This is a genomic window from Citrobacter sp. S46_ASV_140 (assembly GCF_018919545.1).
In the GTDB taxonomy this organism is placed as follows: Bacteria; Pseudomonadota; Gammaproteobacteria; order Enterobacterales; family Enterobacteriaceae; genus Citrobacter; species Citrobacter braakii.
This window is the reverse complement of the sequence record NZ_JAHLRC010000025.1, coordinates 17717-29592: the sequence shown is the minus strand read 5'-3', so window position 1 is coordinate 29592 and position 11876 is coordinate 17717. Positions and strand designations below refer to the sequence as shown.

Annotated in this window: 12 protein-coding genes and 1 riboswitch; of the genes, 8 read left to right on the top strand and 4 right to left on the bottom strand. The window is 52.2% G+C overall.

What is annotated here, in order from left to right; genetic code table 11:
* Window position 1 precedes the first annotated feature (1 nt).
* From cbiB to pduF, 4 genes are all read right to left on the bottom strand, one after another.
* Entirely contained in the window at window positions 2-961 is a 960-nt protein-coding gene (gene cbiB, locus KQJ19_RS09370; protein WP_216403590.1) for an adenosylcobinamide-phosphate synthase CbiB, read from the bottom strand.
* Window positions 958-2337: a cobyrinate a,c-diamide synthase gene (locus KQJ19_RS09365; protein ID WP_216403589.1), complete on the bottom strand. Its 1380-nt coding sequence runs from the start codon at window positions 2335-2337 to the stop codon at window positions 958-960. Before KQJ19_RS09365 ends, cbiB begins: the two co-directional genes overlap by 4 nt.
* 87 nt (window positions 2338-2424) lie before the next feature.
* Window positions 2425-2600, bottom strand: a riboswitch (cobalamin riboswitch).
* A 332-nt stretch (window positions 2601-2932) separates the two neighbouring features.
* Entirely contained in the window at window positions 2933-3844 is a 912-nt protein-coding gene (gene pocR / locus KQJ19_RS09360) for a regulatory protein PocR (RefSeq protein WP_016153526.1), read from the bottom strand.
* A gap of 201 nt (window positions 3845-4045) precedes the next feature.
* Window positions 4046-4855, bottom strand: coding sequence for a propanediol diffusion facilitator PduF (pduF, locus tag KQJ19_RS09355; RefSeq protein ID WP_016153527.1), 810 nt, complete (start codon window positions 4853-4855; stop codon window positions 4046-4048).
* Window positions 4856-5380: 525 nt separating this feature from the next.
* Here pduF and pduA point away from each other — a divergent pair.
* From pduA to pduJ, 8 genes are read left to right on the top strand one after another with little or no spacing between them, the layout of a single operon-like run.
* Entirely contained in the window at window positions 5381-5662 is a 282-nt protein-coding gene (pduA, locus tag KQJ19_RS09350) for a propanediol utilization microcompartment protein PduA (protein WP_003030255.1), read from the top strand.
* Window positions 5662-6474, top strand: coding sequence for a propanediol utilization microcompartment protein PduB (pduB, locus tag KQJ19_RS09345; RefSeq protein ID WP_016153528.1), 813 nt, complete (start codon window positions 5662-5664; stop codon window positions 6472-6474). The genes pduA and pduB overlap by 1 nt, the downstream gene beginning before the upstream one ends.
* A gap of 18 nt (window positions 6475-6492) precedes the next feature.
* A complete protein-coding gene (gene pduC / locus KQJ19_RS09340; RefSeq protein ID WP_003030249.1) occupies window positions 6493-8157 on the top strand; it encodes a propanediol dehydratase large subunit PduC in 1665 nt (554 codons plus the stop codon).
* 10 nt (window positions 8158-8167) lie between these two features.
* Complete coding sequence (gene pduD / locus KQJ19_RS09335; protein ID WP_003844241.1) at window positions 8168-8842, top strand: propanediol dehydratase medium subunit PduD; 675 nt, start codon at window positions 8168-8170, stop codon at window positions 8840-8842.
* 14 nt (window positions 8843-8856) lie between these two features.
* Entirely contained in the window at window positions 8857-9375 is a 519-nt protein-coding gene (gene pduE / locus KQJ19_RS09330; RefSeq protein WP_049040279.1) for a propanediol dehydratase small subunit PduE, read from the top strand.
* Between the two features lie 15 nt (window positions 9376-9390).
* On the top strand, window positions 9391-11223 hold the full coding sequence (locus KQJ19_RS09325; RefSeq protein ID WP_216403588.1) for a diol dehydratase reactivase subunit alpha: 1833 nt from the start codon (window positions 9391-9393) through the stop codon (window positions 11221-11223).
* Complete coding sequence (locus KQJ19_RS09320; protein WP_216403587.1) at window positions 11213-11563, top strand: glycerol dehydratase reactivase beta/small subunit family protein; 351 nt, start codon at window positions 11213-11215, stop codon at window positions 11561-11563. The genes KQJ19_RS09325 and KQJ19_RS09320 overlap by 11 nt, the downstream gene beginning before the upstream one ends.
* 19 nt (window positions 11564-11582) lie before the next feature.
* Window positions 11583-11858, top strand: a complete 276-nt coding sequence (gene pduJ / locus KQJ19_RS09315; RefSeq protein WP_001057752.1) for a propanediol utilization microcompartment protein PduJ — start codon at window positions 11583-11585, stop codon at window positions 11856-11858.
* Window positions 11859-11876 lie beyond the last annotated feature (18 nt).

The window sequence follows — 11876 nt, the reverse complement described above, 5'->3', positions numbered from 1 at the left end:
CTCAGGCCACACCGACCAGCAGCCACCGCAGCGCAATAAACAGCGCCAGTGCCAGCATCGATGCCACCCACATCAATCGAATCGTATGGGAAATGTCGTCTACCGAAATGTCGCGTTGTGCATCACCGATCCACGGTTTCTCAACGCGCTCGCCAAAGTAGTCATTAGGACCACCCAGACGAATTCCTAATGCCCCGGCAACGGACGCTTCTGACCACGCGCAGTTTGGGCTGCTGTGGTTGTAGCGATCGCGCCAGCCAATCTGCAAAGCACGCGCGCCGTCCTGGCGACATAAAAATGCCGCTACGCCCAGCAGCAGCCAACTTAGTCTCGCGGGAATATAATTTGCGACATCGTCCAGACGAGCGCTGACCATACCGATAGCGCGGTATTTTTCATGTTTGTAGCCCACCATGGAGTCAAGGGTGTTTACCGCTTTGTAGGCCATCGCCAGAGGCGCACCGCCGAGGAGCAAGAAGAACAGCGGCGCGATGATGCCATCAACGGTGTTCTCAGCCACGGTTTCCACTACGCCGCGATTGATCTGCTGTGGCTGTAATTGCGAGGTATCACGTCCCACAATCCATGACAGCTTTTCCCGACTTGCAGCAAGGTTACCGGCACGTAGCGGACGCTCGACATCCTGCGCGGCATTTGCCAGGCAGCGCCCGGCCAGCACGGTAAAGATCATCCAGACTTCCACCACCCAACCAAGCCAGGGATGAATAGAGTGCGCCAGCGCCAGTACTCCCCAGGACACAACCCAGGTCAGCCCCACCACCACAATCCACATCACCGCGCCACCGATGCGTAGCGCACGGTCGCTATGGCAGTAACGCCGAACAACCCGTTGCACCGCAGAAATCAGATTGCCAATCCAGCGTACCGGATGCGGCCAGTTCTGCGGATCGCCGATGATAAAATCAAGCAGCCAGGCAACACACCACGCGAGGATGGTCATAGTGCGCTCCTCGCGGCTGCCAGCCAGTGGTTAAGCATCTGCGGACGTTGAGCAAAATGAACGTGTAGATAGCTGGCGAAGGTATTTCCCACCTGCCAACCGCCGGACCAGGCTTGCAGCGTTTTGCCATCGCGCACTTTGCGACAGTTCATCACCGCGGGGGTTTCAGGGGTAAAATCGGAGTAGTGGAATTCATGTCCGCGCAGCACTTCGCCTTCTGCAGCTAACAACGTTTGCTGCGCGGCCTGCGCTTCGCAGTAGCCAAATCGGGTCAGACGTTTTCCCATTTTGCTGTGACCGGGAATGATATCCGCCATCAGCCAGGTATCACCCTGGCTGTCTTCCAGCGAACTGCCGAGATACATCAGCCCCCCGCACTCGGCATAAATCGCGACACCCTGCTGGTGCGCCGCCCGCAGTTGGTTAAGCATTGCAATATTACGGGCCAACGCCGCAGCATGTAACTCAGGATAGCCCCCCCCCAGCCAGATCATCTGACAGTCGGGTAAACAGGTGTCGTGCAACGGGCTAAAACGGACAATCTTAAGCCCCGTGCGCTCCAGTAGCGTAATGTTGTCCGGGTAGTAGAAATTGAACGCTTCGTCATCGGCGATGGCAAGCGTTAGCCCTGCCCCGGCGTCTGCGGCGGGCAGCGCTGGCCATTCACCCGCAGGAAGCGTGTCTAACTGGCTTAATCTCAGCAGCGCGTCGATATCAAGGGTTTGCTCCAGCGTCGCAGCAAACGCCTGCCACGGCTGCTGGTTGATAACCGACTCACGCGCGGTAACCAAACCCAGATGACGCTCAGGAAGCGCAACGCCTTCCATACGGGGAACGTAGCCTAAGACGGGTACAGCGCAGTAACGCTCAATTGCCACTTTCAGGAGCTGGTAATGCGTTTCGCTGTTAACCCGATTAACAATAACGCCGGCAATATTCAGGGTTGGATCAAAATGCTGAAACCCCATTACCGTCGCGGCGATCGAGGTGGAAACGGCTTTGCCATCAACCAGTAGGATAACCGGACAGCCTAACTGTTTGGCCATCGCGGCGGTGCTGCAGTAGTTTGGGTCGGTGCCATATCCGTCATACAACCCCATAACGCCTTCAATAACGGCGATATCCGCATGTTTCATGTGCTCGCGAAATAAAGCATTCAGGGTGGGGACGGGAAGCATGAAGCTATCAAGATTGCGGGAAGCAGTGCCGCATACCGCGGTATGCCAGCCAGTATCAAGGTAATCGGGGCCTACTTTGCAAGGCTGGACGCTTAAACCGCGTTTTTTCAACAAGCTCAACAAGCCCAGCGTCACCGTGGTTTTACCACAGCCGCTTCCGGTACCTGCAAGAACAAAAGCGTGAAAATTGGCCGCCATACCCTGATCCTGTTCAGGGTGGTAGGGGTGTAAAGATACCCAGTCTCTCGACTGTATGCATCTGAACCACCCACTTCCCACCGAAGTTGTTGGTAGTCACTGACAGGCAGGTCTTCTGGCTTAGCGTCATCCTCACCCGTCCTTCCCAATCTTGCGATCAGTGGTCAATACGGGGTCGTCAGCATCACAGCAGCGGGGGCTGCGGGGGATTCTCACCCCCTTCCCTACCACAAATGTGGCAAACCTGTCAGTTCAAGAGCCTGATTAATTAAGCTCTCTGTTATGAGGTAAATTCACGACCTCATGACAATAATTCAATTTAATATCTTGCCGGGTTCATTCAACCAATTACCTGGCATAAACCCACTTATTCATATGCTCGCATTCTGAATGAAAGTGCCAACAAAGAATAAAGAAAGTCATTCACAGAGACACTGTATCTCATCACAAAAATAAAAACTGGTGCAGTTTATCCCTCTAATACTAATATTTTGTTGCGCTATGACAATTTATTGACTGCTGTCGCTACTTTTCATTTTATAATGACTGGCATAGCGCCCTATATCAAAAATCGGCAATAGCAAAATATTGCCATTTAAGCGGATTCGCCACGTGAAATGACATTTATTTGTTGGCGAAATGCCTGCGGCGTGACCTGATACGTTTGACGAAAAACTTTGCAAAAATAACTGGTTTGCGAAAATCCTAAATTACGCGCAATGCTGGCTATGCTCCAGTCACTGTGGCAAAGCAGCTCTTTTGCACTGGCCATTCGCTGCTGGTTTACCCATGCGTTAAAACCGATACCATGATATTTTTTGAACAATTTGCTGAAATAGTAAGGGCTAAGGTAAACATGAGAGGCGACATCCTCCAGACGCAATTCGTCTGATAAATGCGCATCAATATAGCGCAGTGCTTTTTTCATTTTGCTGTCATGAGGATTGGTGCTGCGGTTAGCGCGTACTGGCTCTGACTGCTGCGGGTTATCTTTGATAACCACAAAATTAAGTTGTTTCTTAAGGCAATTTTCTACGATGAGCTTCAGCAGATCCGCTGAGGCGATGACTCGCGAATAGTCCATTTCCGGTACATTACGAAACTCGTTGACCAGTTCGGGATCGGCTTGCCAGCGGTCATCTACATTCAGAATATCAACCAAACCAACATCGTTACTTAAGCGTACCTGGCCACAAAGCACAAACCCTACGAGGTGCCCCGCAATGACCAGCGGAATTGAGAAGTCGGTAAGTCCGGCGTGACAGCGATAGATGCAGGGTTGATCGGATTTAGAGGCTTCCAGCCCTCCACAGCGATCGCTCATACGACAACGGGTACTGTGCTGAGGATGCTGACGCATCAACTGGCAAAAAGGGGTGAAATTAAAAAGCTCAGAAATTTCATCACCGTGAATATTGACAACCACAACGGCCAGACTGGTGGCCTGCGCAAAATCCTGTGCGATTTTATTAATGAGTTCTGAGTTCAGGGCACTCGCAGAAATCATGATAAAACCTCTCAGTTAATTTATTGTTATAAATAAAACATATTATTCACATTCATTTTCACCCTGCCATCCTGAGCATTGATGAAAGTCGTAATTGAACATAACAAAAGTCTCCCATTCTTGGGAGACTTTTTGGGCAGTTCAGGATACCGGATCACGAAAACAGTTTTTACTTTTCAAAAATAAACTTCTTCTGTGAAGCTAGCTCTCATTTTCGTCCAGCTTACACGTATTACACGGTAAATTTTTGCCAATCAAATAACGATAAATTGCTGCACCCGCGCACGCGCCGATGATAGGGGCCACAATCGGTACAATGAAATAAGGGATATCACGCCCGCCGGTCATCGCAACATCTCCCCACCCGGCCATCCAGGCAAACAATTTAGGACCAAAATCACGCGCCGGATTCATCGCAAATCCGGTTAGCGGACCGGTGGATGCGCCGATAACAGCAACCAGAATACCAATCAGCAATGGCGCCAACGGACCTTTAGGAACGCCGTTACCGTCGTCAGTCAGCGCCATGATCATCCCCATAAGAATGGAGGTAATCACCACTTCGACCAACGCTGCCTGCCAGACGCTGAGCGCCGCCGCAGGATAAGTACTAAAAATACTGGCAAGGTGCAGGCTTTCCAGACTGCCGCGCACCATCTGGTGGGCCGACTCATACTCGGTAAACAGACTGCCGTAGAGCAAATAAGCCAGCAAAGCGCCACCAAAGGCCCCCGCGACCTGCGCCACAGTGTAAGGTAAAACTTTGCGCCCCGGAAAACAGGCAAACAACCACAGTGCGATGGTGATAGCAGGGTTGAGATGCGCGCCAGAAATCCCGGCCGTCAGGTAGACTGCAAGCGAGATCCCCAGCCCCCAAATGATGCAGATCTCCCACAATCCCAGGCTGGCACCTGCGACTTTCAGAGCGCTCAGGCAGCCAATACCAAAAAACAAAAACAGCCCGGTACCCAAAAACTCAGCAATGCATTGCGCTTTTAGTGAATCGTTCATTGTGACACCTTCTAAGCAGAGTTCGTGTCTTTACCAGCGGACTCCTTACTGGCAAGTAGAATACTTCGAGGCTTACTATAAAAGGCCGTATCAGCAAATTGTTGGCATTCTGCGGATAGCTTGCCCTTTAAAATCGTGGCGCAATAGCAAATTCTTGCTACGCACTTTATTAAAACATTAGAGACAATCGGGATTACGCGTATTACACGGACATTTTCAAAACAATAAAATATTGCTATTAGCAGAAATCCGTTTTCAAACCACCATCACAATTTCATTTTTTTCGCATAGCAAATGATATTTATAATGTCACCAGAAAAAGTGTAAATGTGGAACTGACATAACTAAATAATCATATTAATGAAATTTAATATACCCATTAAAAACAACAATTTAAAATAATTAATAGCAATTTTATATCACCTTACCTCTATTATTTTTTCACTCTCAATTTCAAGTCAGCCATTCTTTTTCCTCGCTTCTTTTTATAGTCATGAACATCGGGACAACCCAGGCGAGGTCTTTATGCAACAAGAAGCGTTAGGAATGGTAGAAACCAAAGGCTTGACTGCAGCCATAGAGGCCGCAGATGCAATGGTGAAGTCAGCCAATGTAATGCTGGTCGGCTACGAAAAAATTGGTTCGGGGCTGGTAACAGTCATTGTCCGCGGCGATGTTGGCGCAGTCAAAGCAGCAACAGATGCAGGTGCCGCCGCAGCACGTAATGTGGGAGAAGTGAAAGCCGTACACGTCATCCCACGCCCTCACACCGATGTAGAAAAAATCTTACCGAAGGGAATTAGCTAATGAGCAGCAATGAGCTGGTTGATCAGATCATGGCGCAGGTGATTGCTCGCGTGGCAACGCCGGAACAGCAGGCTATCCCTGAAAATAATCCTCCAACACGAGAAACGGCTATGGCAGAGAAAAGCTGCAGTTTAACGGAGTTTGTCGGTACTGCGATTGGCGACACCGTCGGTCTGGTAATCGCCAACGTGGACAGCGCCCTACTGGACGCAATGAAACTTGAAAAACGGTATCGCTCCATTGGCATCCTTGGCGCGCGTACTGGTGCAGGCCCGCACATCATGGCCGCAGATGAAGCGGTAAAAGCCACCAATACTGAAGTCGTCAGTATTGAGTTGCCACGTGATACCAAAGGCGGTGCGGGTCACGGTTCGCTGATTATTCTCGGCGGCAACGATGTTTCCGACGTGAAACGCGGAATTGAGGTTGCGCTGAAAGAACTGGATCGCACCTTTGGCGATGTGTATGCCAACGAAGCCGGTCACATCGAAATGCAATACACCGCACGCGCCAGCTACGCGCTGGAAAAAGCCTTTGGTGCACCGATTGGCCGTGCCTGTGGCGTAATCGTCGGCGCCCCGGCATCCGTTGGTGTCCTGATGGCTGATACTGCGCTGAAATCCGCCAACGTGGAAGTTGTGGCCTACAGCTCCCCTGCTCATGGCACCAGCTTCAGTAACGAAGCCATTCTGGTCATTTCAGGCGATTCCGGCGCTGTACGTCAGGCCGTTATCTCCGCCCGCGAAATCGGTAAAACCGTACTCGGGACCCTCGGCTCAGAACCGAAAAACGATCGTCCGTCCTACATCTGATATCAGTGAGGCTGATTCATGAGATCGAAAAGATTTGAAGCACTGGCGAAGCGCCCTGTGAATCAGGATGGCTTCGTTAAGGAGTGGATCGAAGAAGGCTTCATTGCGATGGAAAGCCCGAACGACCCTAAACCGTCGATTAAAATCGTCAACGGTACAGTCACAGAACTGGACGGCAAATCCGCCAGTGAATTTGACTTAATTGACCATTTCATTGCCCGCTATGGCATTAACCTGGCGCGCGCTGAAGAAGTCATGGCGATGGACTCAGTAAAACTTGCCAATATGCTTTGCGACCCTAACGTGAAGCGCAAAGACATTGTGCCGCTGACCACCGCAATGACCCCGGCAAAAATTGTCGAAGTGGTGTCCCATATGAACGTCGTTGAGATGATGATGGCCATGCAGAAAATGCGTGCTCGTCGTACACCGTCTCAGCAGGCACACGTCACTAACGTTAAAGATAATCCGGTGCAGATTGCCGCTGATGCGGCTGAAGGCGCCTGGCGCGGATTTGACGAACAAGAAACGACGGTTGCCGTTGCGCGTTATGCACCCTTTAACGCCATTGCGCTGTTAGTCGGCTCACAGGTTGGGCGCCCTGGCGTATTAACCCAGTGCTCGCTGGAAGAGGCGACCGAACTTAAACTCGGTATGTTAGGCCACACCTGTTACGCGGAAACCATCTCTGTCTATGGTACTGAACCCGTCTTTACCGACGGCGATGACACGCCATGGTCGAAAGGTTTCCTCGCCTCTTCCTACGCCTCACGCGGTCTGAAAATGCGCTTTACCTCCGGTTCTGGCTCAGAAGTTCAGATGGGTTACGCCGAAGGTAAATCGATGCTTTACCTTGAAGCCCGCTGTATTTACATCACCAAAGCCGCTGGCGTACAGGGTTTACAAAATGGTTCAGTAAGCTGCATCGGCGTGCCTTCCGCTGTGCCGTCAGGCATTCGTGCGGTGTTAGCTGAAAACCTGATCTGTTCCTCCCTGGATCTGGAGTGTGCCTCCAGCAACGACCAAACCTTTACCCACTCGGATATGCGTCGTACTGCCCGCCTGCTGATGCAGTTCCTGCCGGGTACTGACTTCATCTCTTCCGGTTATTCCGCTGTGCCGAACTACGACAACATGTTTGCGGGTTCGAACGAGGATGCCGAAGATTTTGACGACTACAACGTCCTCCAGCGAGACCTCAAGGTAGATGGGGGTCTGCGTCCGGTTCGTGAAGAAGACGTTATCGCCATTCGTAATAAAGCGGCACGTGCACTGCAGGCCGTTTTTGCCGGGATGGGATTACCGCCAATCACTGATGAAGAAGTGGAAGCGGCGACTTACGCCCACGGTTCGAAAGATATGCCGGAGCGAAACATCGTTGAAGATATCAAGTTTGCGCAAGAGATCATCAATAAAAACCGTAACGGTCTGGAAGTGGTGAAAGCCCTTGCTCAGGGCGGGTTTACCGATGTCGCTCAGGACATGCTCAACATCCAGAAAGCCAAGTTAACCGGGGATTATCTGCATACCTCCGCCATTATCGTTGGCGACGGACAGGTGCTATCCGCAGTAAATGACGTCAATGACTATGCCGGTCCGGCAACAGGTTATCGCCTACAAGGCGAACGCTGGGAAGAGATCAAAAACATCCCTGGCGCACTTGATCCCAACGAACTTGGCTAAGGGGTGAAAAATGGAAATCAATGAAAAGCTGCTGCGCCAGATAATTGAAGACGTACTGTCTGAAATGCAAACCAGCGACAAACCCGTCTCATTCCGCGCATCGACAGCGGCTAGCGCGCCACAGGCTGCAGCGGCGCAGGGCGACAGCTTTCTGACCGAGATTGGCGAAGCCAAACAAGGCCAGCAGCAGGACGAAGTGATTATTGCCGTAGGTCCCGCGTTTGGACTGTCGCAAACCGTCAATATCGTAGGGATCCCGCATAAGAACATCTTGCGCGAAGTGATTGCGGGTATTGAAGAAGAAGGCATTAAAGCGCGCGTTATCCGCTGCTTTAAATCCTCCGATGTGGCATTTGTCGCCGTGGAAGGTAACCGTCTGAGCGGTTCCGGGATCTCTATCGGCATCCAGTCAAAAGGCACCACGGTAATCCACCAGCAGGGGTTACCGCCGCTTTCTAACCTGGAGCTGTTCCCTCAGGCACCACTTCTGACGCTGGAAACCTATCGTCAGATCGGTAAAAACGCCGCGCGTTATGCCAAGCGTGAATCTCCGCAACCGGTCCCTACTCTGAATGACCAGATGGCTCGTCCTAAGTACCAGGCGAAATCGGCCATTCTGCACATTAAAGAGACCAAATACGTCGTGACGGGCAAAAACCCGCAGGAACTGCGCGTGGCGCTTTGATAAAGGATAACTCCATGAATACCGACGCAATTGAATCGATGGTTCGGGATGTGCTGAGCCGGATGAACAGCCTGCAAGGCGAGCCCGCGACGCCGGTCGCGGCGAGTTCATCAGCACATACCGCGAAAGTCACGGATTACCCTCTCGCGAATAAACATCCTGAGTGGGTAAAAACCGCAACCAACAAAACTCTGGATGACTTCACGCTCGAAAATGTTCTGAGCAACAAAGTAACGGCGCAGGACATGCGCATCACCCCTGAAACGCTGCGCCTTCAGGCGGAAATCGCCAAAGATGCCGGACGTGACAGACTGGCGATGAACTTCGAGCGTGCCGCTGAGCTAACCGCTGTACCTGACGATCGCATTCTTGAGATCTACAACGCGCTGCGCCCATACCGCTCAACGAAAGATGAGCTGATGGCCATCGCCGACGATCTCGAAAATCGTTATCAGGCAAAGATCTGTGCAGCTTTCGTTCGTGAAGCGGCAGCGCTGTACGTTGAGCGTAAAAAACTCAAAGGCGACGACTAACTCAGGGACAGGATCATGCGATATATAGCTGGCATTGACATAGGCAACTCATCAACAGAAGTCGCTCTGGCTACCCTCGATGAGTCTGGCGCACTGAGCATCACCGGCAGCGCGCTGGCAGAAACCACCGGAATTAAAGGCACATTACGTAATGTGTTTGGTATTCAGGAGGCACTTTCGCTGGCAGCAAAAAATGCCGGTATCAATGTCAGCGATATTTCGCTCATCCGTATCAATGAAGCCACCCCGGTCATTGGCGACGTCGCGATGGAAACGATAACCGAAACCATCATCACTGAATCCACCATGATCGGCCATAACCCTAAAACGCCGGGCGGCGTCGGATTAGGCGTTGGCGTCACTATTACGCCGGAAGACCTGCTCAGCCGTCCGGCGGATACGCCCTATATTCTGGTGGTGTCATCGGCCTTTGATTTCGCCGATGTCGCCACGATGATTAATGCCTCCGTCCGCGCCGGATACCAGTTAACTGGCGTTATTTTGCAGCAGGACGATGGCGTATTGGTCAGTAATCGTCTGACTCACCCCCTGCCTATCGTCGATGAAGTCCTTCATATCGACCGCATCCCGTTAGGTATGCTGGCTGCCATTGAGGTCGCGATTCCAGGAAAAGTCATTGAAACGCTTTCTAACCCTTACGGGATTGCGACCGTTTTTGGCCTCAACGCCGACGAGACTAAAAACATTGTCCCGATGGCGCGGGCGCTGATCGGCAACCGTTCTGCCGTGGTCGTGAAAACGCCATCAGGTGATGTGAAAGCACGAGCCATTCCTGCCGGAAATCTGGAGCTACAGTCGCAGGGTCGTACCGTACGGGTCGACGTTGCAGCTGGCGCTGAAGCGATTATGAAAGCGGTTGGTGAATCCCCGAAACTGGATAACGTCACCGGAGAGGCTGGCACCAATATTGGCGGCATGCTGGAGCATGTGCGCCAGACAATGGCTGAATTAACTAACAAACCCAGCCACGAAATTTTTATTCAGGACCTGCTGGCAGTCGATACCTCGGTTCCCGTCAGCGTGACCGGCGGGCTAGCCGGTGAGTTCTCGCTGGAACAAGCTGTCGGCATTGCTTCCATGGTGAAATCAGACCGCCTGCAAATGGCGATGATTGCTCAGGAAATCACGCAAAAGCTCAACATTGACGTCCAGGTTGGCGGCGCCGAAGCCGAAGCTGCCATTCTGGGGGCCTTAACCACCCCCGGCACGACGCGGCCACTGGCTATTCTGGACCTCGGTGCAGGATCGACCGACGCCTCCATCATCAACCCGAAAGGCGAAATTATTGCCACGCACCTGGCGGGTGCGGGCGATATGGTCACGATGATTATTGCCCGTGAACTGGGGCTGGAAGACCGTTATCTCGCTGAAGAGATCAAAAAGTACCCGCTGGCGAAAGTCGAGAGCTTGTTCCATCTTCGCCACGAAGATGGCAGCGTCCAGTTCTTCCCTACACCTCTCCCGCCAACGGTTTTTGCCCGCGTATGCGTAGTAAAACCCGATGAACTGGTGCCACTGCCAGGCGAACTGGCGCTGGAGAAAGTCCGGGCCATTCGCCGCAGCGCTAAGGAACGCGTTTTCGTCACCAACGCACTCAGAGCGCTACGTCAGGTGAGTCCGACCGGGAACATTCGGGATATTCCCTTTGTGGTGCTGGTTGGCGGCTCATCCCTGGACTTTGAAGTTCCGCAACTGGTCACCGATGCGTTGGCACACTATCGCCTGGTTGCCGGGCGCGGCAACATTCGTGGCACCGAAGGTCCGCGCAACGCGGTCGCGACAGGGCTGATTCTCTCCTGGTACAAGGCATTCGCTCATGGAAAGTAATCTCACCACGCCAGCCATCGTTATCTTCGCCACTGCTGGATGCACTGACGTCTGGAGTGATGTGCTGCTGGGTATTGAAGAAGAAGGGATCCCCTTTGTGATTCAGGAGAGCCCGTCAACTGACGTTATCCACAACGCATGGCTGGCGGCTTGCCAATCGCCACTGCTGGTTGGCATTGGCTGCAGTCGCGAAAAACTGGTCTTGCACTATAAAAACTTACCCACATCAGCGCCACTATTTACGCTGACATATCAACAAGATAACCACGCCAAACGCAGCATTGGTAATAACGCTGCGCGGCTGGTTAAAGGCATTCCATTTCGGGAATGCCACTCATAACCCACAGGAGAAAAGCAGTATGAATAACGCACTGGGACTGGTTGAAACAAAAGGGCTCGTCGGCGCTATTGAAGCCGCTGATGCCATGGTGAAATCCGCAAACGTGCAGTTGGTTGGTTACGAAAAAATCGGCTCAGGCCTTATCACCGTTATGGTTCGCGGCGATGTCGGCGCAGTGAAAGCTGCCGTAGATGCAGGAAGCGCTGCAGCAAGCGCCGTTGGCGAGGTGAAATCCTGCCACGTTATCCCACGTCCGCACAGCGACGTTGAAGCCATTTTACCTAAATCCGCATAAGTCGTTGCAACCAAGGAG

Coding starts and splice junctions, on each gene's coding strand:
- cbiB (WP_216403590.1), bottom strand. CDS start 961: ATGACCATCCTCGCGTGGTGTGTTGCCTGGCTGCTTGATTTTATCATC.
- KQJ19_RS09365 (WP_216403589.1), bottom strand. CDS start 2,337: ATGGCGGCCAATTTTCACGCTTTTGTTCTTGCAGGTACCGGAAGCGGC.
- pocR (WP_016153526.1), bottom strand. CDS start 3,844: ATGATTTCTGCGAGTGCCCTGAACTCAGAACTCATTAATAAAATCGCA.
- pduF (WP_016153527.1), bottom strand. CDS start 4,855: ATGAACGATTCACTAAAAGCGCAATGCATTGCTGAGTTTTTGGGTACC.
- pduA (WP_003030255.1), top strand. CDS start 5,381: ATGCAACAAGAAGCGTTAGGAATGGTAGAAACCAAAGGCTTGACTGCA.
- pduB (WP_016153528.1), top strand. CDS start 5,662: ATGAGCAGCAATGAGCTGGTTGATCAGATCATGGCGCAGGTGATTGCT.
- pduC (WP_003030249.1), top strand. CDS start 6,493: ATGAGATCGAAAAGATTTGAAGCACTGGCGAAGCGCCCTGTGAATCAG.
- pduD (WP_003844241.1), top strand. CDS start 8,168: ATGGAAATCAATGAAAAGCTGCTGCGCCAGATAATTGAAGACGTACTG.
- pduE (WP_049040279.1), top strand. CDS start 8,857: ATGAATACCGACGCAATTGAATCGATGGTTCGGGATGTGCTGAGCCGG.
- KQJ19_RS09325 (WP_216403588.1), top strand. CDS start 9,391: ATGCGATATATAGCTGGCATTGACATAGGCAACTCATCAACAGAAGTC.
- KQJ19_RS09320 (WP_216403587.1), top strand. CDS start 11,213: ATGGAAAGTAATCTCACCACGCCAGCCATCGTTATCTTCGCCACTGCT.
- pduJ (WP_001057752.1), top strand. CDS start 11,583: ATGAATAACGCACTGGGACTGGTTGAAACAAAAGGGCTCGTCGGCGCT.